General features: G+C 58.7%; 27 protein-coding genes. 12 read left to right on the top strand and 15 right to left on the bottom strand.

Going from position 1 to position 22,572, the window contains the following annotated elements:
* Window positions 1–38 precede the first annotated feature (38 nt).
* Window positions 39–758 (top strand): GNAT family protein, encoded by a 720-nt coding sequence (locus J7413_RS04270; RefSeq protein ID WP_209096679.1) that lies wholly within the window; start codon window positions 39–41, stop codon window positions 756–758.
* 66 nt (window positions 759–824) lie between these two features.
* Here the strand turns inward: J7413_RS04270 and J7413_RS04265 are convergent, their stop codons facing one another.
* Window positions 825–1,553: a response regulator gene (locus J7413_RS04265; RefSeq protein ID WP_209096678.1), complete on the bottom strand. Its 729-nt coding sequence runs from the start codon at window positions 1,551–1,553 to the stop codon at window positions 825–827.
* A 171-nt stretch (window positions 1,554–1,724) separates the two neighbouring features.
* On the opposite strand from J7413_RS04265, the gene mce reads away from it, so the two are divergent.
* Together mce and J7413_RS04255 are read left to right on the top strand one after the other, a co-directional pair.
* Window positions 1,725–2,129 (top strand): methylmalonyl-CoA epimerase, encoded by a 405-nt coding sequence (gene mce, locus J7413_RS04260; protein WP_209096677.1) that lies wholly within the window; start codon window positions 1,725–1,727, stop codon window positions 2,127–2,129.
* Between the two features lie 67 nt (window positions 2,130–2,196).
* Window positions 2,197–2,502 (top strand): DUF1467 family protein, encoded by a 306-nt coding sequence (locus J7413_RS04255; RefSeq protein ID WP_209096676.1) that lies wholly within the window; start codon window positions 2,197–2,199, stop codon window positions 2,500–2,502.
* Here the strand turns inward: J7413_RS04255 and J7413_RS04250 are convergent.
* From J7413_RS04250 to J7413_RS04240, 3 genes are read right to left on the bottom strand one after another with little or no spacing between them, the layout of a single operon-like run.
* Window positions 2,447–3,157 carry an EI24 domain-containing protein gene (locus tag J7413_RS04250; protein WP_209096758.1) on the bottom strand — a complete coding sequence of 237 codons (711 nt, stop codon included), beginning with the start codon at window positions 3,155–3,157 and terminating at the stop codon, window positions 2,447–2,449. The genes J7413_RS04255 and J7413_RS04250 overlap by 56 nt on opposite strands.
* Entirely contained in the window at window positions 3,154–3,732 is a 579-nt protein-coding gene (locus tag J7413_RS04245; protein ID WP_209096675.1) for a nitroreductase family protein, read from the bottom strand. The genes J7413_RS04250 and J7413_RS04245 overlap by 4 nt, the downstream gene beginning before the upstream one ends.
* A gap of 51 nt (window positions 3,733–3,783) precedes the next feature.
* Window positions 3,784–4,911 carry a class II histone deacetylase gene (locus tag J7413_RS04240; RefSeq protein WP_209096674.1) on the bottom strand — a complete coding sequence of 376 codons (1,128 nt, stop codon included), beginning with the start codon at window positions 4,909–4,911 and terminating at the stop codon, window positions 3,784–3,786.
* Window positions 4,912–5,008: 97 nt separating this feature from the next.
* Here J7413_RS04240 and J7413_RS04235 point away from each other — a divergent pair, with 97 nt between their 5' ends.
* Window positions 5,009–5,260, top strand: a complete 252-nt coding sequence (locus J7413_RS04235) for a DUF167 domain-containing protein (RefSeq protein WP_209096673.1) — start codon at window positions 5,009–5,011, stop codon at window positions 5,258–5,260.
* Between the two features lie 76 nt (window positions 5,261–5,336).
* On the opposite strand, the gene J7413_RS04230 is transcribed toward J7413_RS04235, so the two are convergent.
* Window positions 5,337–5,582 carry a hypothetical protein gene (locus J7413_RS04230; RefSeq protein WP_209096757.1) on the bottom strand — a complete coding sequence of 82 codons (246 nt, stop codon included), beginning with the start codon at window positions 5,580–5,582 and terminating at the stop codon, window positions 5,337–5,339.
* A 132-nt stretch (window positions 5,583–5,714) separates the two neighbouring features.
* Between J7413_RS04230 and J7413_RS04225 the strand changes: the two genes are divergently transcribed.
* The 4 genes from J7413_RS04225 (at window position 5,715) to J7413_RS04210 (ending at window position 7,414) form a co-directional block, all read left to right on the top strand.
* Complete coding sequence (locus tag J7413_RS04225) at window positions 5,715–6,458, top strand: M48 family metalloprotease (protein ID WP_247743303.1); 744 nt, start codon at window positions 5,715–5,717, stop codon at window positions 6,456–6,458.
* A gap of 4 nt (window positions 6,459–6,462) precedes the next feature.
* On the top strand, window positions 6,463–6,813 hold the full coding sequence (locus J7413_RS04220; protein ID WP_209096672.1) for a YigZ family protein: 351 nt from the start codon (window positions 6,463–6,465) through the stop codon (window positions 6,811–6,813).
* A gap of 77 nt (window positions 6,814–6,890) precedes the next feature.
* Window positions 6,891–7,151 (top strand): DUF6455 family protein, encoded by a 261-nt coding sequence (locus tag J7413_RS04215; RefSeq protein ID WP_209096671.1) that lies wholly within the window; start codon window positions 6,891–6,893, stop codon window positions 7,149–7,151.
* Complete coding sequence (locus tag J7413_RS04210) at window positions 7,151–7,414, top strand: DUF6455 family protein (RefSeq protein ID WP_209096670.1); 264 nt, start codon at window positions 7,151–7,153, stop codon at window positions 7,412–7,414. The genes J7413_RS04215 and J7413_RS04210 overlap by 1 nt, the downstream gene beginning before the upstream one ends.
* Here the strand turns inward: J7413_RS04210 and J7413_RS04205 are convergent.
* The 3 genes from J7413_RS04205 to J7413_RS04195 all read right to left on the bottom strand — a co-directional run bounded on the left by J7413_RS04205 (window position 7,411) and on the right by J7413_RS04195 (window position 10,134).
* The gene (locus J7413_RS04205) at window positions 7,411–7,806 is read right to left on the bottom strand and encodes a DUF393 domain-containing protein (protein WP_209096669.1); all 396 of its coding nucleotides are present in this window, start codon (window positions 7,804–7,806) and stop codon (window positions 7,411–7,413) included. The two genes, J7413_RS04210 and J7413_RS04205, sit on opposite strands and share 4 nt — an antisense overlap.
* A 39-nt stretch (window positions 7,807–7,845) precedes the next feature.
* Window positions 7,846–9,234: a 30S ribosomal protein S12 methylthiotransferase RimO gene (gene rimO / locus J7413_RS04200; protein WP_209096668.1), complete on the bottom strand. Its 1,389-nt coding sequence runs from the start codon at window positions 9,232–9,234 to the stop codon at window positions 7,846–7,848.
* Between the two features lie 75 nt (window positions 9,235–9,309).
* On the bottom strand, window positions 9,310–10,134 hold the full coding sequence (locus J7413_RS04195; protein ID WP_247743302.1) for an ABC transporter permease: 825 nt from the start codon (window positions 10,132–10,134) through the stop codon (window positions 9,310–9,312).
* 167 nt (window positions 10,135–10,301) lie between these two features.
* On the opposite strand from J7413_RS04195, the gene J7413_RS04190 reads away from it, so the two are divergent.
* Window positions 10,302–10,907, top strand: coding sequence for a GcrA family cell cycle regulator (locus tag J7413_RS04190; RefSeq protein WP_209096667.1), 606 nt, complete (start codon window positions 10,302–10,304; stop codon window positions 10,905–10,907).
* Between the two features lie 138 nt (window positions 10,908–11,045).
* The gene (locus J7413_RS04185) at window positions 11,046–11,765 is read left to right on the top strand and encodes a hypothetical protein (protein ID WP_209096666.1); all 720 of its coding nucleotides are present in this window, start codon (window positions 11,046–11,048) and stop codon (window positions 11,763–11,765) included.
* On the opposite strand, the gene J7413_RS04180 is transcribed toward J7413_RS04185, so the two are convergent.
* The 7 genes from J7413_RS04180 to J7413_RS04150 form a co-directional block, all read right to left on the bottom strand.
* A complete protein-coding gene (locus J7413_RS04180; RefSeq protein ID WP_209096665.1) occupies window positions 11,741–12,562 on the bottom strand; it encodes a prephenate dehydrogenase/arogenate dehydrogenase family protein in 822 nt (273 codons plus the stop codon). The two genes, J7413_RS04185 and J7413_RS04180, sit on opposite strands and share 25 nt — an antisense overlap.
* A 193-nt stretch (window positions 12,563–12,755) precedes the next feature.
* A complete protein-coding gene (locus tag J7413_RS04175) occupies window positions 12,756–13,973 on the bottom strand; it encodes a multidrug effflux MFS transporter (RefSeq protein WP_348538718.1) in 1,218 nt (405 codons plus the stop codon).
* A 5-nt stretch (window positions 13,974–13,978) separates the two neighbouring features.
* On the bottom strand, window positions 13,979–15,895 hold the full coding sequence (locus J7413_RS04170; RefSeq protein WP_209096664.1) for an AsmA family protein: 1,917 nt from the start codon (window positions 15,893–15,895) through the stop codon (window positions 13,979–13,981).
* Between the two features lie 96 nt (window positions 15,896–15,991).
* Window positions 15,992–17,866 (bottom strand): cobaltochelatase subunit CobT, encoded by a 1,875-nt coding sequence (cobT, locus tag J7413_RS04165; RefSeq protein WP_209096663.1) that lies wholly within the window; start codon window positions 17,864–17,866, stop codon window positions 15,992–15,994.
* A 106-nt stretch (window positions 17,867–17,972) separates the two neighbouring features.
* A complete protein-coding gene (locus J7413_RS04160; protein WP_209096662.1) occupies window positions 17,973–18,389 on the bottom strand; it encodes a hypothetical protein in 417 nt (138 codons plus the stop codon).
* A gap of 227 nt (window positions 18,390–18,616) precedes the next feature.
* Entirely contained in the window at window positions 18,617–19,603 is a 987-nt protein-coding gene (cobS, locus tag J7413_RS04155) for a cobaltochelatase subunit CobS (protein ID WP_209096661.1), read from the bottom strand.
* Between the two features lie 190 nt (window positions 19,604–19,793).
* On the bottom strand, window positions 19,794–20,864 hold the full coding sequence (locus tag J7413_RS04150; protein WP_209096660.1) for a peptidoglycan-binding domain-containing protein: 1,071 nt from the start codon (window positions 20,862–20,864) through the stop codon (window positions 19,794–19,796).
* Window positions 20,865–21,219: 355 nt separating this feature from the next.
* On the opposite strand from J7413_RS04150, the gene J7413_RS04145 reads away from it, so the two are divergent.
* Both J7413_RS04145 and J7413_RS04140 read left to right on the top strand, forming a co-directional pair.
* A complete protein-coding gene (locus J7413_RS04145; protein ID WP_209096659.1) occupies window positions 21,220–21,813 on the top strand; it encodes an OmpA family protein in 594 nt (197 codons plus the stop codon).
* Window positions 21,810–22,559, top strand: a complete 750-nt coding sequence (locus tag J7413_RS04140; RefSeq protein WP_209096658.1) for a caspase family protein — start codon at window positions 21,810–21,812, stop codon at window positions 22,557–22,559. Before J7413_RS04145 ends, J7413_RS04140 begins: the two co-directional genes overlap by 4 nt.
* The last annotated feature ends 13 nt before the right edge of the window (window positions 22,560–22,572 follow it).

The raw sequence follows: 22,572 nt of genomic DNA, 5'->3' as shown, positions 1-22,572 counted from the left end.
AGCGGTGTGCGACCTTTCTAAAAAACAAAGGACCAAGGATGCGAGAGCCAAGACCTGTTGGATTTGCGGTGCCGGATTGGCAAGCGCCCCCTTATCCAGATGGGGCCGTGCTTGAGGGGCGCTATGTGCGGCTTGAACCACTCAATGCGGAAGCGCATGCTGCCCTGCTGTATCGGGCTTATCAATCGGATGACTGGGTTTGGGATTACATGCCCTATGGCCCGTTTCATTCGGCGGCGCAGTATCATCGATGGGTCCGCGAAACCGTTGCGAACCCTGATCACTTTTTCTACGCGATCTATAGCAAGGGCGCGCGCACATTTACGGGGGTAGCGTCCTACTTGCGGATTGCCCCCGAGGCAGGGTCAATTGAGGTGGGCAACATCAATTTTGCTCCGATCATGCAGGGCACCCCTGCCGCCACTGAGGCAATGTATCTTATGATGCAGTGGGCCTTTGAGGCGGGGTATCGGCGCTATGAGTGGAAATGTGATGCGCTCAATGCCCCATCACGCCGCGCGGCGCAGCGTCTTGGTTTGAGCTATGAAGGCATATTTCGGCAAGCGCTGGTCTACAAGGGACGCAATCGGGATACGGCGTGGTTTGCGGCAATTGACCGAGAATGGCCCGCCCTCAAAGCGGCCTATGATGTTTGGTTGGATCCGCAAAATTTCACGCCGGATGGACAGCAGAAAGAGCGGCTGAGTGATCTCACCCGGCTTGTGCGGCCTGCCAGTGATCCACTGCAAGCGCCGTAGGGGCGCGTGCGCGCCGGGTCGCGGAGCGTGATCGCCAGAGTCCAATTCACGCGCGCGGCGGAAAGCTTAGATTGTGGCCGACTGGGCCAAACGGTCCTGCACAAGCCCGGTCAGATGCGCGACATCGGCGGTTGGCATGGCCCCTTGTTTGCGGCCCTGTTCAACGGCGCGCACTGCGTTGAGCAGGCTGTCATCTTCAGAGCTGCGGGCAATGCCCCCAAGAAATTGCGCGACATAATCCACAACGCCATCATTGAGCGCCTGTTCGGGGGTGGCCTGAAGCGTATCGGCCGCATGCATGAGATCATCGCGCAGAGCGACTGGGTCGGGTTGAATGGTTTCATTGTCGGCAATGCGCGCCACAGTTGGCCGGAACCCCACTGCGAGACGGGACAAGATGGCCTGCTGGAAGGTCGCGAGACTGCCATAGGGCTTTGTGATGAAGCCATCAGCACCGGCGGCCCGCGCAGCGTCTTCGGCGAAATCATCACCGGACGTGCCAAGGATAAGCTCGACGCGTGGAGAGGCGTTGTGCAGTTCCTCAATCAGTTCGGCACCAGAGCCATCCGGCAAGCCCATATCGACAATGATGACGGTTGGCAGGTGGATTTGCAGATGGCGGCGTGCCGAGCACAGGCTGTCTGCGCGGCGGATGCGGGCGCCCGAGCGCACACACATGAGACGCAATGCGTCGGAGGCGAAACGGCTGTCTTCGACCACGAGCACGGTCATGCCCAAAAGCGGGCGCGCAGCAGAGGGCGTGGTCAGTGGTGAAAAAGGCGAGTGGTCATCCATAGCTGAATCCTCAACGAAGCAGAGTAACTGATACATTCACATGCAATAGGCTAGGCGGCACATGACTAACGAAGGGTTAATCGCAACCGCGACGCCCTGCCGCTTGCGCAGGCGCGGCGCAAATCCCATAACAGCACTGAGCGGGACCAAATCGATCCATGGAGGACAAATATGATTGGACGACTGAACCACGTGGCGATTGCCGTGCCCGATCTGGAGGCTGCAAGCGCGCAGTATCGCGATGCGCTGGGCGCCAAGGTTGGGGCCCCGCAGGATGAGCCAGATCACGGGGTGACGGTGGTGTTCATCGAATTGCCAAACACCAAGATTGAACTGTTGTATCCGCTTGGAAAAGATAGCCCGATCAATGGGTTCCTTGAGAAAAACCCCTCAGGTGGCATTCATCACGTATGTTATGAAGTGGATGACATTCTGGCCGCGCGTGACCATCTGAAAGAGACCGGTGCGCGGGTTCTGGGGAGCGGCGAGCCAAAGATTGGCGCGCATGGCAAGCCGGTCTTGTTCCTGCATCCCAAAGACTTCAACGGCTGTCTGGTGGAGCTTGAGCAGGTCTGACGTCTGTGCTCGATTTGGGCGAAATAGCGGGCAGGGATGCCCGCTCAATTTTTAGGAGGAGAGCGATATGGGGATCACCTCGGCCATCGTCTTATATGCGGTCATTTGGTTTATGACCTTTCTGATTGTGATTCCGATTCGCTTACAAACGCAGGGTGATCTGGGCGACGTTGTGCCCGGCACCCATGCCGGCGCGCCTGAGCACCACCATCTCAAAGCAAAGGCCAAGATCACGACCTTGGCCTCTGCGGTTATCTGGTTGATCGCGTTTTGGATCATCACTTCCGGTATGATCACTGTGCGCGATTTGGATTGGTTCAACCGGATGGGGGATGCGCCCGCGTCGGCTCCAGTTGATGGAACAGATGGGTGAATGTGGCGGCGCCCAGGATTGGGATCAGTAGGTTCAGAAATGGCACCGACAGGGGCATCGCCATCAGGATGCCAGCGAGCCAAAGCGTGCCCATGTGTTTGCGCCGCAGCTTCTTTGCCTCTGCACGGCCCACACGGCGCATCGCTGTGAGCTGAAAATACTCTCGACCCAGCAAAAAGCCGTTCAGCGCCCAGAAGATGAACAGGGCAAAAGGCGTGAAGATCACATAGACGATCAGTGCCAGAAGGTTGGCGGCGATCAAGACACCCATGAAGTTGACGGAGTCTTTTAGCCCCTCGCCGAAAGACACCGCAGGCACGTCGGGCAGATGCGGGTAGTGGCGGTCTTCGACGGCGTCAGCGACCTCATCCAGAAACAGCGATGTGATGGCTGAAGCCACTGGCACCATCAAAAACACCGATAGAATGATCATCAAAAACAGCGACGCGGCGGTGAAGAGATCGCCGACCCAGGAAATATTGCCCAGAAGCTCCTGCACCCATGCGGCGGCGCCAAGCCAGCTTAAAAACCACAGAAATGCGACATAGACGGCGATCAGCAGCACAAACGTGAGGCCGATGCCTTTGAGCAGGACCCGGCGAAAGCGCGGATCCCCGAGCTGGCTCAGGGTTTTGCCAAAAGAGGATAGGATCAGTCCAACAGCCATGTGACCTTTGTCTCCATGTTGGGGCGTGGGCGTTCGGGGGGCGCGGCCTTTTCGGTGCCGATGTGAATGAAACCTGCGACTTTCTCATGCGGCGCAAGGCCGAGGCCTTTCTCTACGAAGGTGCGGTCGTGGCTGGCCCAGCCGGACAGCCAGTTGGCGCCCCAGCCCGCCGCAAGAGCGGCATTGAGCAGTTGCAGGCACACGCAGGCGGCAGAGTAGGTTTGCTCAATCGCGGGGATTTTTTCGCTGATCACGGGCGATTCGATCACCGCCACGGCAAGCTCTGCATTGGCGAATTGATCTTGGCCCTTTTGGATCTTTTCCGGTTCGATCCCCAAGGATTTACCGCATTCGGGAATAAGATCTGCCAGCGTTCTCAGGGCTTTGCGCTCTAGGACAATGAGCCGCCAGGGCTCAAGCTTGCCGTGATCCGGGCTGCGCAGGGCGGCCTCAAGCAAAGGTTCCAGCTCGGCGCGTGTGGGCGTTGGGCCGATCAGCGTTTTGGCTGGGCGCGAGCGGCGGCTCAGCAGGAAATCCAGCGCGGCTTGGTTTGGTTGTGGCATGTCCTCTCCCTTGGGAGTTGAGTCGGTATGTTGGCGTGGCCCGGTGTGATTTCAACCGGGCGGGCTTGCGAATGTGGCGGCCATCTCATCAATGAGCGTGGCAAAGAGCGCCTCGACACGGGCGTTGGGCTGACGGATGGCGAGGGAGGCCGCCATTGGATCTTCGGCGCGAATGTCAGAGCCGGCAAGCTCTTCGATCACGGCGTGTCCACAGAAGGGCACATAGGCCTCGGAATAGCCGCCTTCGTGCACCAGCACGAGTTTGCCTTCACACAGCGTCTCGGCAGCGGCCATGACGTGTCGTGTCATTTGGCGGAAGGTGTCTGCGGTGGCCAGCATCCGGGACAGTGGATCAAAGGCGGCGGCGTCAAAACCGCAGGCGACGATGATGATGTCGGGGTTAAAGCTGTGCAGCGCGGGGAGTACAATCTGCTCCATGGCGTAAAGATAGCTGTTGTGGCCTGCGCCGGGGGGCAGGGGCACGTTGATGTTGGTGCCAAGCCCGGCGCCTTTGCCGCGATCGGCCACATCGCCAGTGTCGAGCGGGTAGTTCTTTTCTTGATGCAGCGAGATGGTGAGCACGTCGCTGCGCTCATAATAGATCGCTTCCGTGCCGTTGCCGTGGTGGACATCCCAGTCGAGCACCGCAACGCGCTGGGCGAGGCCTTCCGCCTGCGCGGCCTCAATGGCGACGGCGATATTGGCGAGCAGACAGAAGCCGTTGGGCCAATCTGGCAGGCAGTGGTGCCCCGGCGGGCGTGACAGAGCGTAGGCATTTTGCAGCTCTCCTGCGGCCACGGCGCGCACGGCTTCGCTGGCGAGACCTGCGGAGAGGGCAGCAATTTCATAGCCGCCTTTGCCAAACGGGGTGCGCAATCCGATTTCCCCGCCACCTGCGTCGGACACGGCATTGAATTTACCAAGGAAATCGCCCGGGTGTACACGCGCGAGCATTTCGGTGGTCGCGGCAGTGGCGCTGCACACATCAAGTTTGGCCGTTAAGCCTTTGACATCCATCAGGTTTTTAAGGCGTCGCTTGGTTTCGGGGCTTTCGGGGAGACCGCCCGCGGCAAGGGGTTGCACAAGGTCGCCAACAGGCAGTGTGAGGGCGTAGTTGCCACCTGCATGCCAGAAGCACTTTTCATCAAAAAAGAACCCTGTGGTTTTGCCCGTTGCCATGCGCAGCTTCCTTGTATCAATTGCGGGCTACCCTAAGCGGGGCATTTGTGGAATGTAAATCACTGTTCTTGCACCATTCGTTGGAAAGGGCGTGCGCATGACCGGAGCCATTGAGGTGCCATCGACCCCCGGAACAGAAATCACGGTGCGGGTGACGCCCAAAGCCTCACGCAATGCAGTGGTGCAGGATGGCGACGTGCTGCGGGTCTATGTGACGGTTGTGCCAGAGGGCGGCAAAGCCAATGCGGCGGTGGCCAAGCTGTTGGCCAAGACGCTGGGCATTGCGAAATCACGCCTCACTCTCGTGCGGGGGCAATCCGCGCGCGACAAGGTGTTTCGCATGGACTAGGCTCAGGACCCATTAATCCTGCTGCACTGGCGCCAAAATCGCTTCATCGCAGCGGCTCGGCACGCTTGCAAATAGCCTAGGTCTGCTCTGGGTCACGCTTGAGCATGTAGACCCCCTCTGGCAGATCCAGCGCGGCGGTGAGATCCTGCACCTGCGTCGTGGAAAGTGTGATTTTCTGCATGCTGTCAGTGCGCGGATCATATTGTTCGATGGTGACGCAATCCTCAAACATGTGGATCACAACATCTTCGCCCAATGGCGCGGCGCCTTCATCGACGAGCGTGACAACGGTGGCGTCAAATTCGTGCTCTATGCTGAACATACCCACAGCGTAGCGTAAGTGTCGCAAGGTGCAAGCATTTCCCGCTGGCCTCGGCCTCCGGGCGGGCGTAAATTCAGAACGAAGATGGATTTACAAGCGCCTCTTTGGCTGAGGTGTTGGGAGGATTGCGTGATGTTGGCGCAAATTTCAGGAGCAGGGGTGGCAAAGTGGCGCGTGATGGCGATGGCAACGGTTGCTGCGGTGGCGCTGGCGGCCTGTGAGACCACCACAACCACGGCGCCGCCACGTACGACACCGCAAGCCAAAGCGCCCAAGATCACGGTGAAACAGGCCGAAGCGCGACTGGCGCCGATCATTGCCACCATGGAGCCCGTGGCAGAGCGCGAATGCCGCCGCCGTGCAGCGCGCGGCACAGATTGCGACTACAAAATTTCAGTGGATCCACGCACAGACATTCCGCCCAACGCCTATCAGACGGTCGACAAGAACGGCCGCCCTCTGATCATTTTCACAGCGCCTTTGATTGCGGAGACCCGCAACCAGCATGAACTTGCCTTTGTCATGGGGCATGAGGCGGCGCACCATATTGCCGGGCATCTCACACGCCAGCAGGCGGATGCACTGACAGGTGCGGCGCTGGGCGCGATTTTGATCGGCTTGGCCGGGGGCAGCGCCAGCTCAATAGATGCTGCGGCCAACCTTGGCGCCTCTGTCGGGTCGCGCTCGTTTTCTAAAGAATATGAGCTTGAGGCGGACAGTCTTGGCACGGTTTTGACCAAACAGGCGGGATATGATCCGCTGATTGGTGTGGGCTTTTTTGAGCGCACGCCAGATCCGGGCAACGTGTTTCTTGGCACGCACCCGCCCAATGCCTCGCGTATTGAGATCGTGAAGCGTACGGCGGCAGGTCTATAAGCGCATGTTGCAACTTACCAATGTGGTTACGGATCGGGGCAGCAAGTATGCGGTTTCCGGTGGTGCGGTAGCGGACCGCAAGGAAGCGGATCGCTTCCTCAAAGAGCTGAAACGCAACAAGAAGTTTGCCAAGGCGACCCACAACACATGGGCGGCGCTGCTGAGTGATGGCACGCCCCTGAAAGGCGATGACGGGGAAAGCGGCGCGGGGCTGGTGATTTTGCGGATGCTGGAACGCGAGGGGATCACGGATCACATCGTCGTTGTGACGCGTTGGTATGGCGGCGTGAAGCTGGGCGGTGACCGTTTTCGCCGGGTGCAGGATTGTGTGAATGCCTACTTTGAGGCGCTTTAGCCTCTGCTTGATGCACATCAAGGGGAGTCCTGCGGAGGCCTGTTAGTCTGTTTGCACATGACGCAGGAGTTTCTTGTATGGACCGGCTGGAAAAAATCAAACGTCACGCGGCTTTGTTTGACGATATGGCCACGCATGTGGGTGTCGATTTGCAAGAGGCGGCGATTCGCGGGGCGATAGACTGTGATGAGATTTCCAACGCTGTGGTGCGTTGTACGGGCTGTTTGCAGCCAGCGCGCTGTTCTCTGCGTGTGAAATCAGCCGCTACGGATGGCACGGGCGCGCCGATCTATTGCCGCAACGCAGATTTGCTGCATCGATTGCAGGCGCTGATGTGATGGGACGTGTTGTGCCGCTTGGCGATCCGGAAACACATTTCTGGCTGACCAGAAGTATGGGCCGGAAAATGGGGGTGTCCCTTAGCGAAGCCATGGCAGAGGGCAGCCTGACGCCGCAAGACTATGCGGGAATGGTCACCCGGTGTCGCACATGCAGTCATGTGGCTGAATGTCAGGTATGGCTGGGTGCTGCAGGCGGGAAAAAGACACCGCCAGAGTTCTGTTGCCATGCAAACCTGATGACGCGCTTGGCGAAGCATTAAGGATTTGATGCGCCTTGTGAATTGGCTGCTGCCGCAGCGCGTTTAAGGTGCTTGCGATACAGCCAAGGTGCCAACAGGCGGTCGTAGATCACATTAGCCAATTGCCAGAGCCCCGGCAGGCGGACAATCTTTGCCAGCCAACGATAGCGGGGCATGGTTGACCACAGCGCCGCAAATGCCGCCACGCCCACATAGACCTCGCCATTTTGGGTGACATGCAGGCGTTTTGCCGCTTCATCAGCGTCGATCTGCCATTCAGAGAGCGCGTTTCCGTTGAGATCGTCATAAGCCACATCAAGGCCGCGCGCCTCTGTGTAGGCGCGATAGTGGCAGATTTCGGTGTTGCAGATTGGGCAGTCTGCGTTGAACAAAACGCGGGTTTCTTGGCTCATGGGCGCTCCGGTTGTGGGGCGCCCAGCAGGCTGCGCAGGTCAGCTCTGTTTCAGACAACCCCAAAGGTCATATTCGCCGGCTTCGTCCACCTCGACCGTTACGATCTGGCCCACAGTGAGCCCATCCGTGCCGTCATCGATGAACAGGTTGCCATCAATTTCAGGCGCGTCGGCTTTGGTGCGGCAGGTGGCGATGCCGTCTTCGTCGATGTCATCTACGATCACATCAAGCGTTTGGCCCACTTTTGCGGCAAGTTTTGCCTCAGAAATCGCCTGCGCTTTTTCCATAAAGCGCTCCCAGCGTTCTTGTTTCAGCTCGGGGGCTACGTGGTCTGGCAGATCATTGGAACGCGCGCCATCGACGTTTTCATACTGGAAACAGCCGACGCGATCGAGTTGCGCCTCATCCATCCAATCAAGCAGGTGCTGAAACTCTGCTTCGGTTTCGCCGGGGTAGCCCACGATAAAGGTGGAGCGCAGGGTGATGTCGGGGCAGATGTCGCGCCATGCGGCGATTTCTGTCAGCGTTTTGGAGGTATGCGCGGGCCGAGCCATGCGCTTGAGCGTGTCCGGGTGGCTGTGCTGAAACGGGATGTCGAGATAGGGCAGGATCAGACCGTCTGCCATCAGCGGGATCAGCTCGCGCACATGCGGGTAGGGGTAGACGTAGTGCAGACGCACCCAAGCGTCGAGTTGGCCCAGCTCGCGTGCCAGATCGGTGATGTGGCTGCGGACTTCGCGGTCTTTCCACGGGTGGGTGGAATATTTGCGATCCAGCCCATAGGCGGAGGTGTCCTGTGAAATTACCAATAGCTCGTTCACGCCGCCTTCAACCAGCTTTTCCGCTTCACGCAGCACCGCATGCACCGGGCGGGAGGCCAGTTTGCCACGCATGTCCGGGATGATGCAGAATTTGCACTTGTGATTGCAGCCCTCAGAAATCTTCAGATAGCTGTAGTGGCGCGGTGTCAGAGAGACGTTTTTGGCTGGCAGCAGGTCAATGAAGGGATCGGGGCTGGGGGGCACTGCGCCGTGTACCGCATCCAGCACCTGCTCATATTGATGGGGGCCGGTCACGGCGAGCACTTTGGGGTGGGTGCCGGTGATATATTCCGGCTCTGCGCCCAGACAGCCGGTGACGATGACCTTGCCGTTTTCCTGAATGGCCTCGCCTATGGCTTCAAGGCTTTCCGCTTTGGCGCTGTCCAGAAAACCGCAGGTGTTCACAATCACCGCATCCGCGCCGGAATAGTCGGGCGAAATGCCATAGCCTTCGGCGCGCAGGCGGGTGAGGATGCGTTCGCTGTCCACCAGCGCTTTGGGGCAGCCAAGAGAGACCATGCCGATGGTCGGCTGGCCAGGGCGCTGCTCCCCTGTGAGGGTTGCGCGGGCGAGGTCGGGGCGGAGTTCTGGCGGGTTGCTGGACATGGGCGCCCGTATAGGCCAGCGCCGCCGCTTTGGCAAAGGGAGATAAGCCCCCCATTTTGAGTGAGGGGCCGGCTGTTAGCTTTTCAGTCGGTAGCCTGTTTTCAGCATCCACCATGCGACGGCGCACAGGAGGGTGGTCACGCTGAGCACAACCAGCAACCCCAGGGCGGGGGCGCTGTCAGAGACGCCGATCACGCCATAGCGCGTGCCATCGATCAGATAGAAGATCGGGTTGATATGGGTGAATTTCTGCAGAACGGGCGGCAGTGCATCCACTGAATAGAAGGTGCCGGACAGGAAGGCGAGCGGGGTCACGATGAAGTTTGTGATGGCGGCCATCTGATCAAATTTCTGCGCAAAGATCCCCGCGACAATGCCAACGGCCCCCATCATCGCGCCACCGAGCACCACAAAGCTCAACGCCCAAAGCGGATGCGCGATCCCTTGTCCCAGCACCAAGGCGCTGACAATGCTCATGGCGATGGCGACAAAAAGGCCCCGCGCAACAGACCCTGCGAGGTAGCCCAGCACCATTTCCAAAGGCGCAAGCGGGGGCATGAGGGTGTCCACGATATTGCCCTGCACCTTGGAAATCACAATCGAGGAGGATGTATTGGCGAAGGCGTTTTGAATCACCGTCATCATCATGATGCCGGGAATCAGGAAGGTCAGAAACGGCACGCCCATCACATCGCTGCGGCTGGGGCCAATGGCGATGGAGAAAATCAACAGGAACAGCCCTGCAGTGACCAGCGGCGCAAGCAGGGTTTGGGTCCAGACCGTCCAGAACCGCAGAATCTCTCGCATTGCCAGTGTTTGGAGGCCCAGCCAGTTCACGCGCCCGAAGCGGCGTACACCCATTTGCAGTGTTTGTTCACGATCTGACATGTCGTTGTGCATCCCGTATCTCTCGCTTTGTTGTGCCCACCGCGCCATTGTCGGAGATTGTCAGCGCAGGAAGTGATTCTTCGCCTTGTAACTCGGGCTGGGGTGATTAGAATAGGCCCCTGACCAAGAAATGCAGAGGCGGCCTTTGGCGGGCCGCTTTTTAGCTGAGGAAGTGACGAATGTCCTGGACCGACGAGCGCGTAGAGCTTTTGAAAAAAATGTGGGGCGAAGGCCAGTCGGCCAGCCAGATTGCCAAGGAGCTCGGCGGTGTAACCCGCAATGCGGTTATTGGCAAAGTGCATCGTCTGGGCCTGTCAAACCGCACCACCAGCAGCACTGCCAAGGCTGACGCCAAACCCAAAGCCGAGCCCAAACCCAAGGCCGCGCCCAAGCCGAAGGCCGCAGCGCCCAAGCCGAAAGCGGAGCCGAAGGCAGAAGAGGTTGCGGCCAAGCCTGAACCAAAAACCGAACCCGCCGTACCGGTGCGCACCGCGCAGCCCATGCGCAAGGCAATCATTCCGGCCGGGCAGCCGCTGCCACCGCAGCCTTCCGCCAATGAGATCAGCCCAGAGGCGCTTGCCAAGGTCAATGAAGTCGAAAAGACCGCGAAGAAGCTGTCTTTGATGGAATTGACCGAGCGCACCTGCAAGTGGCCCGTGGGGGACCCCGCCACTGAGGAGTTCTGGTTCTGTGGCCTGCCTGTGCAGGCGGGCAAACCCTATTGTGAGGCCCATGTGGGCGTGGCGTTCCAGCCGATGAGTTCGCGCCGCGATCGCAAACGCTAAACCATCTTTCAGAGAATTACATGAGCCCCATCGACTCGCGTCGCTGGGGCTTTTCTTTGTTTATGAGCCAGTTATGGTTGCTTTCACCCAAGGATTGTCAAACGGGGTTTTCGCATCGGGGGGTGGCGGGTGACTGGAATGCTGACAGTATTTGAGATCGTGAGCTTGATGACCATTGCGGTGGCTCACCTGTTTGCCCTGCGGTTCAAGCGGCACTTGCCAGAGGCCACGCGCTGGCTGCAGGATTTTTCGTGCGGTTTGGGGCTGGGATACGCCTTTCTCTATCTCTTGCCCAAAATTGGCAGCATGACCGGACAGATCGCGCTTCGACAGCCGGAGGCGCATGTGTTGGTCGAACACCAATTGTATGTCTATTTGTTTGGCGGCTTTCTGGCGTATTATTTGATCGATTTTGGCGCGGAAGCCGTGCGGTTTGCGCGTGTTCGTATGGCATTCACCACGCTGTCATTTCTGATCTACAACGTGCTGGTTGGCATCACGATTGTGCATATCAATGAACCGGCTGTTGCATTCTATGTGGTGTCCAGTTTGGTTTTTGTGCTGCATTTGTTTGGTGTGAACAGCTTTCTGATCAGCCACTATGCGGATGACTTTCTGAGCTGGATGCGGTTTGCGTTTGTGGCGGCAGTCGCTGCTGGGGGCCTGATTGGGACGCAGATCGAAAAATATGATCCTTATCAGTCTGTTGCGACGGCGATTGTCGGAGGGATTGTTATCATTTTGTCGATCCGCCTGAAGCTGCCCGCGCGCGAACTCATCAACACGCGGGCCTTTCTTTTGGGTGTCACCGTCATGATTGCGGCGGTTGTGATTTATGCCGCGGGTGACATGCGCTGACCCTGCACAAGCAGCGTCTCGCGCTCAAAGTGATCGCGCATCTGCTCGGCTTTTTCAAAGAAAGCGCTGCGCACCTCTCTGGCAAAGGGATTGCAGACTTCGATGGCATGCAGAACTGTTGGTGGATCGTCCTGCACCATGTCTACGGCTTCGCGCAAAAGATCAAAGCTTGCGGTTGTCAGCTTGTCAGGGAGGGGGCCGAGATCTGTGATCACCTTTCCAATCAGGTGGGTCAGCCCTTGCACCATGGCCATGTCGCGGTCGTGTTGTTCTGCGGTGGTGATGATCACGTCGAGGCCCGCTTTGCGCAGAAACGCTCCGATGCGCCGCCACTGTGTTCCGCGTATTGGGCAGAGCGCGATTTTGCGCCCTGCGACGCCATTGGCGGCACTTTGGGGCCCAAACAGGGGATGTGTGCCGAGGATTTCCACATGTGGCGGCAAATGTGCGTGCATGTCCGTCAAGGGGGCCACTTTGACGGATCCCACGTCAACCACCACTGTGCCGGGGCGCAAGTGTGGTGACAATGCGCGGCAGACATGCTCCATGCGCGCAACCGGAACGGCCAGAATGATCACATCGCATTGTGCGACTTCCGCCAATCCTTGCAACGTCAGGCGTTTGCCGTCAGGCAGCACGGCCCGGCTGTAGGCTGGGTCGCAGATTGTCAGGGCGCACTGTGGGGCGAGCTCGCGCGCAACAAGGCGACCAAAGCCGCCAAATCCCACAAGCCCCACGCGTGGCTGGCCATCAACGATTTCTTGGGCGTTGTTCAGGTGTTTTACTGTTTGTCCCATCACGGGGTTCCTTTGTGTCAGGCCGCGCCTGTCCGGGAACTCATGTGTTGGAAGGTTTTTTGGCTTCATCCCCGGCAAACGCGGCGGATGAAGATGCTAAAGACCCCGCCACTATGTGGTCAGGGGATAATAGATGCCAAAAAAGATACCTTGCGTGTTCATGCCTGTTTCGTGCCACAGGCGGAAACGTCGGTCAAGCGGCTTTTGGAGTGTCGTCCAGCGGTTCTGTGATGTCGAGCCAACGCACGTAAACTGCGGTTATGAGAGAGATCACACCACAGCCGATCATCAACCCATACATCAGATAGACGCCGTTGGCGGGTGTGAGAATGGCGCCTGTCACGCTGGTCATCACAGCGCCGATACCGACGCTCATTGCGCCGGACAGGCCAGAGGCGCTGCCCGCCAGTTTTGGGCGCACGGACATGGCACCGCTGTTGGCCGACGGCAGGGTTAAGCCATTGCCAATGCCCACAAAAATCACCGCCCCGGTGAAGGTCACAGGATGGATAAAGCCAAACAGCACAATCGTAAGCCCGATGCAAAGTCCGACAAGTCCAACGATGCGCCCGGACAGAACCAAAACCCACAAAGGCAGGCGCGGGGCCAGCTTGCCGGAGAGGAAAGAGCCAAAGGAAAACCCGATGGCAATGGTGCCAACTGACATGCCCACAGCAGCGGGGCTGAGGCCAAATACCTCTGCACCGACCAGGACAGAGCCGGTGATATGCACATAAAAAGCCCCGACCGAGAACCCGATGCAGAGGGAATATCCCCAGAACCGGCGGGATTTGAGCAGGGCAGGGTAGGTGGCGAATTGCTCGCGCATGGTGTCGGCGCGGTCGGTGTTGGTTTCGCCTAGGTCACGCCAACACAGGGCCAGCAGCCCGACACCCATCAGCAAATAGAGCACAAAGCTGGCCCGCCAGCCGAAGCTTTCATGCAGCAGGCCGCCCAATGTGGGGCCAAGCATGGGCGCAATGGCCATGACCATGGAGATGTAGCCGAGCTTGCTGGCCGCTTCTTGTGGGCCATGCATGTCGCGCACGACCGCGCGGCTGAGCGCGATGCCAACCACGCCCGCCGCCTGTAACATGCGCCAGAACAGGAACCCGGTTATGCTGTCCGCCGACAAGCAGCCCGCAGAGCCAAGTGCAAAGATTGCCAATCCAGATAACATCACTGGCCGTCGGCCATAGCGATCCGACAAGGGCCCGATCACCACTTGCAGCACCACCGTGATGGCCAGAAACCCGCCGAGAGACAGATTTGCCACCGCGTAGGGCACGCCAAATTCCGCGGCGATCGCGGCCATGGAGGGCAGAAACATGTTGAGCGACAGCACTGACATTGCGGTGAGCAGTACCAGAGTGTTCAGATGGGGTGGGCTGAGCGTTGCGCTGGAGGTCACAGCGGTCAGTTTCCGCCCAGAAGGTTCAGCAGCCCTTTCTTGGCCTCATCCTCCAGCTTCTTTTTGAGCGCATCCTCGGTGGATTGCCCCTCCTGCGGGGTGACCCCCAGCTCATTGTGCACCGCATCCTTTAGGCTGTCTTCGATCGCGTCCAGATCAGCTTCAAATCCGCTTTTGATTGCCGCTTCCAGATCGGGCACGATGCTTGGATTGTGCCAGCTGCCGCGGATTTTGACGGGCACCATGAGGGATGGGCCATCGGCGCCACGCAGCTGGGGCGTGAAAATATAGTCAATGGTTTTTAGGCCAAGACCAACCGTGCCTTTGCCGGTGGCCGCCAGGCGGGGCAGGCCCATCACAAGATCATCGTTTTGCAACACGCCTTCTTTGATTGTCCAACTGGCTGCCATGTTGTCAAACACTGTGGTGCCACCGGTTACATCACCACGCAAAAGTCGATCCAGATCAATGCCTTCGATGGTGCCGCGCCCCACAGAGAGATTGCCCTCTCCGCTGAGGCCGTTCATCAGCGTATCAACGCTGCCCCCAGAGCTGAGGAAGGTGGCGCGGGCATCCGCAGCCCCGGTGAAGCGGTCGATATCGGCGGCTGCCGCGAGGAAGGGTTTGAGCCCGATTGCGGCGGCGGTGAGATCGCCCCGTACTGAAAGTCCGTTTCGGTTGTTTGCCACCAACGTGCCTTGTACCGCGCCGTCAAAAATGGCCATTTCTTCGATTGTTGCCACGGCGCGGGCGTTGTCAATTTTGAGGGTTGTTCGGGTTTTTCCGACCGGGATATGGCCCAGATCCATGGCCTCGGCTGCGAATGTGATGGTGCCGTCGATCAGGCCAAGCGCCTGTGCATCAATCGGCTCTTTGGACCAGCCGCCGATGTTGGTTTCCTGTTTTGGGATTGTGTTGTCTGATGCGGCTTTGCTGCCCTGAAGTCGCAGATGTTCGGTCGCAATTTGTGCGATGACATTGGGGCGTGTGCCGGACAGATTGACATCCGCCTGAACGCTGAAAGTGTTGCCCAAAACTTGCAACGTGCCACCGCGCAGCGACACTTGTTGGTTGCCGGTTAGGGTCACATCTCCAGATGCCGCCAGTGGTCCCTCGGGGCCTGCGGCGCCAAGTGTGGCCAAAAAGGCGTGCGCATCTGGCGCGTTTACCTCGAGCCGTCCCTGCGCTTCGGGCGCGATGCCAAACTGTCCGGTAAATGAGGCTTGTCCCTGCGCTGCGGTGAGTTTTGCATAAACCTGAGTGGTGCCTCCCTGCAAAAGCGTAAGCGGGGCCGCGATGGTGGCCTGTGTCGCGAGGGGCTCGCCAAAAGGGGCGGCCTCGGCGGCAAGGGAGGCGGGCCCGGTCCGCTCTGGCCAGTCAAGCGTGAGAGACAGGTTGGCGATTTCCTGTAGCTGTGTGCCCGCCTCAATATACCGGAGGCGCGCGTTGCTGAGAGAGAGGCTTTCCAAGGTGATGGGTGTTGCCGCACTGGTTGAAACATCCGGCGCAGACGTGGCCGCGGGAACTGGGGCCTTGTCCGCAGTCAGATCCCAATTTGCCTGGCCATCGGCGTTGACTTCAAGCAGCACATCCGGGCTGACCAATTCGAGGGTTTTGATGCGGATGTCGCCGCCAAGTGCGGCCATTACATCCACGCCGATGACAGCGCTTTCAGCCTGAAACATCGGTCCTTTGCTGGACCAAGGTGCGTTGCCAAAACGCACCGCCTCGGTGCGGATGCCCAGAACGGGATACCAACTGATGCCGACGCTGCCTTCAAACACCAGATCCCGGCCGGTCTGTGCCTTCACCTGATCAGCGGCCAGTTTGGCGATTTTCTCACCCGGCAGTGCCACGATCAGCACAACGCCTGCGATAGCCAACAAAACGATTGCGGCTATGATGCCTCGGATCACCTTCATCAGAAGACCTTCCCTTACTGCTCAGCCACAGCGTAGACCTGCAAAGCAGGGGAAGGCAACCAGGCAAGGGTAGGTTGGGGCGGGCGCCCCAACAGATCACCCGGCTTTGCGCAGCCCCATGACGCGGGCGCGGGCGCGTGGATCGCTGTCAAACAGTGCGGCCAGCTGTTCTGTCATAGCTCCGGCGAGCTGTTCCACATCGGTGATGGTCACCGCGCGGTCATAATAGCGGGTCACGTCGTGACCGATGCCAATCGCGAGAAGCTCAACCATCTTGCGTTTCTCGACCATGGCGATCACGTCGCGCAGGTGTTTTTCCAGATAGTTGGCAGGGTTGACCGAAAGCGTGCTGTCATCCACCGGCGCACCATCTGAAATCACCATCAGGATCTTGCGCTGCTCTGGACGCATCATCATGCGGCGGTGCGCCCACTCCAGCGCCTCACCGTCGATGTTTTCCTTCAGCAGGCCCTCTTTCATCATCAGACCAAGGTTCGGGCGTACGCGACGCCAAGGGGCATCGGCCTGCTTGTAGATGATGTGGCGCAGATCATTGAGGCGGCCGGGCTGTTGCGGGCGGCCATCGTTGAGCCATTTCTCCCGCGCTTGGCCGCCTTTCCAGGCGCGCGTCGTGAAGCCGAGGATTTCGACCTTTACGTTGCAGCGCTCAAGCGTGCGGGCCAGCACGTCAGCACAGATTGCGGCAATTGATATCGGACGGCCACGCATGGAGCCGGAGTTGTCCAGAAGCAGGGTCACCACCGTGTCGCGGAATTCCGTGTCACGTTCCATTTTGAAGCTCAGCGGCGTGGTGGGGTTGGCCACAACGCGGGCCAGTCTGCCAGCATCCAATGTGCCTTCTTCCAGATCGAATTCCCAGCTGCGGTTTTGCTGTGCCTGAAGGCGCCGCTGCAGGCGGTTGGCCAGACGGCTGACGGCACCTTTCAGCGGTTCGAGCTGCTGATCGAGATACGCGCGCAGCCGCTCCAGCTCCACCGGCTCGGCCAGATCTTCTGCGGCGATCTCTTCGTCGTTTGTGGTGTCAAACACCACATAATCCGGGTCAGCCTCGGAAATGGGAGGGGGCGGGGGCGGATCGAGGGGGGCTTCGCCATCGGGCAGCTCCGCCTCGTCAGACATTTCGTCCTCGGCCATGTCATCCATTGTGACCTGAGCCTCAGACATATCCTGTTGCTCTTCCTGAGACTGCTCAGGGTTTGCTTCCGCGTCTTCCTGATCCTGTTCGTCCTGTCCGGTGCTATCCGGATCATCCTCTTCCTCGGATTCGGGCTCTGCTTCGTCCTGTTCATCATCGAGATCGTCAGGGTCGTCGCCAAGTTGATCGCCATACCCGAGATCGTCGATGATCTGGCGCGCGAATTTGGCAAACGCCTGTTGATCAGACAGCATCGCCTGCAAGTCGTCCAGGTGTTCGCCTGCGCTTTGTTCGATATGGCCGCGCCACAGGTTCATGACATTGGCAGCCGCGGCAGGCAGATCTCGGCCGGTTGCCAGATGACGGATCAGATAGCCCGCAGCCACAGGCAAAGGGGCCTGGTCGGACGATGTCATCTCGCCATAGCCACGACCGGCGGCTTCATGGCTGATCTTCACGTCGATGTTGGAGGCGGTGCCGGGCATTTCGCGCGCGCCCATCGCCTCACATCGTGCGGTTTCCATCGCCTCATAAAGATCGCGGGCAATACCCTGACCGGGGGCGTAGCGTTGATGGGTCGCGGTGTCGTGGTATTTGTGCTGAAGCGCCAGCGCATCGGCGGTGCCACGGGCCAGCAGGACCTCGTCGCGGCTCATCCGGCGGCTCACTTGCGGCAGGCGCACATTCTCGCCGGAAATACCAGATGGATCGACCGTATAGGTCACCGACAGTTCCGGATCATCGGCCATGACTTTGGTGGCCTCGGCCAAGGCTTTTTTGAACGGATCGGCGGGGTTGTCGGACTTCTGGGTCATGGCTGTGATTAATCACGGGAGAGACGCAATGTGCAAGGGGCTGCGCGCCGCCCAAGTGCGATTTCCTGAGCGTCAGATGCGGCGTGCTTTTGTCAGGTCGTTTGGCCTAGAGCACCATGTTGCGGCAATCCTCTATGCGGGCAAGCAGCGCAGCTTGGGCGCGTTCTGCGACACCGTGATCAAAGCTATAAAAGGAATGCGCGAGCAGGCCAGCCACTTCGCTCCATCCCTGGGCTCGCCATTGCACCGAGACTTTGGCGTCCTCTTCATTTGGCAGGGCGTCGGGCAGCACCGCTTCCAGCATCAAATCAAAGGTCTCTACGAGTGCGGCATTGCCTTCCGCCTCGGGATTTCGAACTGCGCGCTGATGGGTGGTGAGGGCAGATATGCGACCAGAGCAGGTGGCAAAGGCCTGTGCCTGTTGGTGTGGCCAAATCGGCAGAGAAGATGCGGCGGTGCCCATTGTCAGCAGGGCGGCGCCACAGAGAAAACTGCGGAGGGTCGTGCGTGCTGAATATGTCATGCCTCTACAGTATGGCAGGACGCAGTACAGTCAATACTGTATATACAAAAGATATTAAAAAGATATCACATTTTGTGGAGGTGTTTGTTAAACGTTCTCATCTAAAATGGCAGAAAATTTAGAGCGGTGCCTTTTTGTGGTGTCTTTATGGCGCTGGCAGAAAGGCAAGCACACCCAATAAAAAAGCCGCCCCAATGGAGCGGCCTTTGTGTGAAATGTCGCCTTGTTTAGCCGAGGCTGACGCTGGCTGCGCTTTCAGGCAGTTCTTCGTCAAAGCAGCGCTGGTAGAATTCCGCTACGGTCTGACGCTCCAGCTCGTCACATTTGTTCAGGAAGCTCAGGCGGAAGGCATAGCCCACATTGCGGAAGATCTCGGCGTTGGCAGCCCAGTTGATCACGGTGCGTGGGCTCATCACGGTGGAGAGATCGCCGTTCATGAAGGCGGTACGGGTCAGATCCGCCACAGTCACCATCTGGTTCACAATCTTGCGGCCTTCAGCGGTGTTGTAATGCGGCGCTTTGGACAGAACGATCGCAGCTTCGGCATCATGGCTCAGATAGTTGAGCGTGCTGACCAGCGACCAGCGGTCCATCTGGGCTTGGTTGATCTGTTGGGTGCCGTGGTAAAGCCCGGTGGTGTCGCCCAGACCCACCGTGTTTGCGGTGGCAAACAGACGGAAGTAGGGGTTTGGTTTGATCACTTCGTTTTGGTCGAGCAGAGTCAGTTTGCCGTCGGCTTCCAGCACACGCTGGATCACAAACATCACATCCGCGCGGCCCGCGTCATATTCGTCAAAGACGATGGCGGTTGGGTTGCGCAGCGCCCAAGGCAGGATGCCTTCGTGGAATTCCGTGACCTGCTTGCCATCGCGCAGTTTGATCGCGTCTTTCCCGATCAGGTCGATCCGGCTGATGTGGCTGTCGAGGTTTACACGCACACAGGGCCAGTTCAGACGTGCCGCGACCTGTTCGATGTGGGTCGATTTCCCGGTGCCGTGATAGCCCTGAATCATCACGCGACGGTTGTGGCCAAAGCCCGCGAGGATCGCCAGCGTGGTCTCTGGGTCAAACTTATAGGTTGGGTCCACTTCAGGCACACGGTCTGTACGCTCTTCAAAACCCTTGATTTTCATGTCGCTGTCGATGCCAAAGACTTCGCGCAGATCAATGTCTTCTGTGGGCTTTGTATTGCTGTCCATGATGCCGTCGGCCATGTTTGTCGTCCTTCAATGTGCCGCAAAATAAGGGCGGCTGAAATCTACCGGCCTTTGGTGCATCAAATTGAAAAGGATCACAAGCGAAACCACAAAAAAGACGCGGTGTTGTTGATCAGGCCCTGCCGCGCGTCGCAGTCGTGCATGAAATGCGCGCATGCCGCGAAACGGGATGCGCTTCCTGAGAGGCTTAAAATTCCACGTCTTCTTTGATGAAGTCATAGAGATTTTTATAAAGCCCGTCGCAGTTTTGCCTTCCGACACATTGTGGCGAGGTTGCCGCAGCGGGTGCGGTCACTCCCGATTTCGATTTGGGGGAAGGGGCGGTCGCGCTTCGCTTTGCTTGGGGCGGTCGCGGGGCGGCCTTTGAGGGGGCAGAAGCGGCAGCGGGGCGCGCCGTTGGCACTGGCGCCGATGTGAGACGGTTCAGACGTTCGATCACATCAAAATCCGGCTCGCCATTGGCAATGAGATTTTGCGCCACCTGAAATCTTGTAACAGCCTGTCGTGTTGTCGGGGTCAGTTTGCCGTCGATGGGTCCTGACATGTATCCCAATGCAACAAGCTGCTGTTGCATGCGCTTGATATCCGGTCCGGACAGTACGAATTTGCGTTCGCGCTTTTCGGCGGCGCGGGCATCGGTGCCCTGAGCGCCAAGGCATTGCCAATACGGGACACCCGCATGTTTGCCCAACAACTCGATCAAGCCAAGTTCGATCAGATTGCGCACCGCCTGTCCCTGACTTTCGACACGTTCAATTGCGATTGGCACAGCCACATCCGCATCGCCGATAACGCCCCCGACAACCCCATTGAGGCCACGCTTGGTGACGACCATGGAATTGGAAACCGACCCACCTGCCAGGATTTGTCGGCTGGGGTACTGCACAAGATGCAGGTCGACGGAAACAATCGAAAGGGTGCGACTGCTGCGATACAGCGAGTTCACGATGCCTTTGCCGGTTTTTGAGTCATGTCCGGCACTGATACTGTTGTCGACGGTGTCTGAATCATGCTGCGAAATTGACCCGCGAATATAGAGATTTGGCTTCACCTCGCCTTTCTTGCGGGTTGTCACCAGTTCAAGCTGGCCAAATCCAGAGATCCGCGCCTGATCCAGAAACACATAGCGCCGACTGGTGCGGTTCATCTGATTGAGCGCGTTGATCAGCATGTCATCTGCGCCAACATAGATCCCGCGTGTCTCATCCGGAATGTCGGAGGAGGACACCAAATAACGACGGGCGGGCAGTTGCGCCAATAGCCCATCCATGCACCGCAGTGATTGCGAAAAAGAGGTGAAATTGCGCGCTGGCCGCGCGTTTGGCTGGGCGATCGCTGGCGTAAAACTTGCGCGATTGGACGCGCAGCCGGTCAGCACCATGAGGCAAATAAGGAACAAAAACAGCCGAGAACCGGGGCGATTTAGAGGCACAACATCACCAAACACAACAAAACACCCTTCGATTGTCAGGGAGACGGGTTTACAGAGCGCAAATAACGACGACCTTTTCTTTCGAATTTTCGCAAAATTATACTTGAGGCGGAAACGCGCTGTTTACGTCTTTCGCGCACAATAGAAGTGTTTCCAGTGTGCCAAGGTTTGAGGCGATCGTATGTTCCGCTTGCGCGTATTTGGGCTGTGTCTGCCCCTGTTTTTCCTTCCATTTGCTGCGGTGTCTGCACCCAGAGAACTGGCGGTTTCCGCAGATCGATGTGCGATTTTCTTTGCTTTGACGGGACAGGTTGCACATGGCTGTGCTCCCCCTCCGCTTGAGGCTTTGGGGCGCACGCGAAAGCTCTCGCCTCAGGGATATGACACAGGGGCCGCGAGCCTCGAGAGCGCTGATGGAGACCAGGGGTATTTCATCCGTTTCCCCTTCAATTCCGATCAGCTCACTGCGGAGTACACGGCCCACCTCGCGCGTTTGGGGCGGGTGCTGACCTCAGAGCAACTTGCCGGTAGCTGCATCAAGCTGGTGGGGCATGCTGACAGTGTGGGGGGTGCCGCCTATAATCAAACGCTTTCGGCGGCGCGGGCGCGGGTTGTGGCGGACAATCTGGCCTCGGTGTCAAAAGTGCCGCGCAGCAGATTGTTGACCGAAGCCAGAGGGGAACGGGCATTGCTTGCAGGCATTCCAGGGGCACACCCATTGAACAGACGGGTGGAAATTTTGGCCCGAAAGATGGAGGGGGCAACCTGCCAGTGAGGCACTGGTTCCTGACGCTGATACTGTGGTTGGCACATGCGTTTTGTGGGCCGGCTTATGCGGAAAAAGCACCCGCAAGCCATGTTGCGTTGGTGGTGGGCAGCGGCGCTTATGCGGGGGCAGATGCCTTGCCCAATGTTCTGTCTGAGACGCAGGCGATTGCGACGCGCTTTCGAGAGCTGGGCTATCGGGTGATCTATCTGCAAAACCCGCAGCGGCAGGATATTTTGCGTGCACTGGCGATCTTGCGCCTGATGGCCCGCGACGCGCAGCAGGTGGTTTTCTACCTTGCTGGGCATGGGTTTATGCAAGATGGGCGGGCCTACTATGTCCCCGTTGATGCTGGAGGAGCGGCTCGCCAAGCCCGTGTCGGCGCGGCGCTGCCCGTGATGCTTTTCGCGCGCGCGGTTTCAGAGCGCCCACGACAAAAGATCATTTTTTTTGATGCCTGTCGCAGCGTGTTTGCAGTGCCCGAGCCTTCGGAGGCCCCGCCGCCACTGTCCTGGCAGGCGGGATTGGCATTGGCATATGCCTCTGCGCCGGGGACGGAGGCCTATGACGGGCGTCTGGGGCAAAGCCCTTTTGCGCGTGCGTTTCTGCGTCATGTGGGGCCGCAGTCCCCTCCTTTGGCGGAGCTTATGCGCAAGGTTCGTTTGGATGTGGTACAACAGACGCAAGGGGCACAGGTGCCGTGGTTTCAGTCGGCCATGTTGATCGAAGCCTATCTGCAGCGCAGGCCAGATTGATGAGACACCCCGG

Origin of the sequence: Shimia sp. R10_1 (assembly GCF_017744095.1) — a bacterium.
GTDB lineage: Bacteria > Pseudomonadota > Alphaproteobacteria > Rhodobacterales > Rhodobacteraceae > Shimia.
Note: the sequence above shows the minus strand (reverse complement) of the source record. Positions and strands in the feature narration are given on the sequence as shown.

Excerpts from the sequence above, each read along its gene's own strand:
- J7413_RS04245 (WP_209096675.1), bottom strand. The coding sequence starts at position 3,732 with ATGCCACAACCAAACCAAGCCGCGCTGGATTTCCTGCTGAGCCGCCGC.
- J7413_RS04225 (WP_247743303.1), top strand. The coding sequence starts at position 5,715 with ATGTTGGCGCAAATTTCAGGAGCAGGGGTGGCAAAGTGGCGCGTGATG.
- J7413_RS04230 (WP_209096757.1), bottom strand. The coding sequence starts at position 5,582 with ATGTTCAGCATAGAGCACGAATTTGACGCCACCGTTGTCACGCTCGTC.
- J7413_RS04170 (WP_209096664.1), bottom strand. The coding sequence starts at position 15,895 with ATGAAGGTGATCCGAGGCATCATAGCCGCAATCGTTTTGTTGGCTATC.
- J7413_RS04180 (WP_209096665.1), bottom strand. The coding sequence starts at position 12,562 with ATGGGACAAACAGTAAAACACCTGAACAACGCCCAAGAAATCGTTGAT.
- J7413_RS04255 (WP_209096676.1), top strand. The coding sequence starts at position 2,197 with ATGGGGATCACCTCGGCCATCGTCTTATATGCGGTCATTTGGTTTATG.
- cobS (WP_209096661.1), bottom strand. The coding sequence starts at position 19,603 with ATGGCCGACGGCATCATGGACAGCAATACAAAGCCCACAGAAGACATT.
- cobT (WP_209096663.1), bottom strand. The coding sequence starts at position 17,866 with ATGACCCAGAAGTCCGACAACCCCGCCGATCCGTTCAAAAAAGCCTTG.
- J7413_RS04145 (WP_209096659.1), top strand. The coding sequence starts at position 21,220 with ATGTTCCGCTTGCGCGTATTTGGGCTGTGTCTGCCCCTGTTTTTCCTT.
- J7413_RS04160 (WP_209096662.1), bottom strand. The coding sequence starts at position 18,389 with ATGACATATTCAGCACGCACGACCCTCCGCAGTTTTCTCTGTGGCGCC.
- mce (WP_209096677.1), top strand. The coding sequence starts at position 1,725 with ATGATTGGACGACTGAACCACGTGGCGATTGCCGTGCCCGATCTGGAG.
- J7413_RS04235 (WP_209096673.1), top strand. The coding sequence starts at position 5,009 with ATGACCGGAGCCATTGAGGTGCCATCGACCCCCGGAACAGAAATCACG.
- J7413_RS04265 (WP_209096678.1), bottom strand. The coding sequence starts at position 1,553 with ATGGATGACCACTCGCCTTTTTCACCACTGACCACGCCCTCTGCTGCG.
- J7413_RS04190 (WP_209096667.1), top strand. The coding sequence starts at position 10,302 with ATGTCCTGGACCGACGAGCGCGTAGAGCTTTTGAAAAAAATGTGGGGC.
- J7413_RS04185 (WP_209096666.1), top strand. The coding sequence starts at position 11,046 with ATGCTGACAGTATTTGAGATCGTGAGCTTGATGACCATTGCGGTGGCT.
- rimO (WP_209096668.1), bottom strand. The coding sequence starts at position 9,234 with ATGTCCAGCAACCCGCCAGAACTCCGCCCCGACCTCGCCCGCGCAACC.
- J7413_RS04195 (WP_247743302.1), bottom strand. The coding sequence starts at position 10,134 with ATGCACAACGACATGTCAGATCGTGAACAAACACTGCAAATGGGTGTA.
- J7413_RS04270 (WP_209096679.1), top strand. The coding sequence starts at position 39 with ATGCGAGAGCCAAGACCTGTTGGATTTGCGGTGCCGGATTGGCAAGCG.
- J7413_RS04205 (WP_209096669.1), bottom strand. The coding sequence starts at position 7,806 with ATGAGCCAAGAAACCCGCGTTTTGTTCAACGCAGACTGCCCAATCTGC.
- J7413_RS04220 (WP_209096672.1), top strand. The coding sequence starts at position 6,463 with ATGTTGCAACTTACCAATGTGGTTACGGATCGGGGCAGCAAGTATGCG.
- J7413_RS04215 (WP_209096671.1), top strand. The coding sequence starts at position 6,891 with ATGGACCGGCTGGAAAAAATCAAACGTCACGCGGCTTTGTTTGACGAT.
- J7413_RS04210 (WP_209096670.1), top strand. The coding sequence starts at position 7,151 with ATGGGACGTGTTGTGCCGCTTGGCGATCCGGAAACACATTTCTGGCTG.
- J7413_RS04240 (WP_209096674.1), bottom strand. The coding sequence starts at position 4,911 with ATGGCAACGGGCAAAACCACAGGGTTCTTTTTTGATGAAAAGTGCTTC.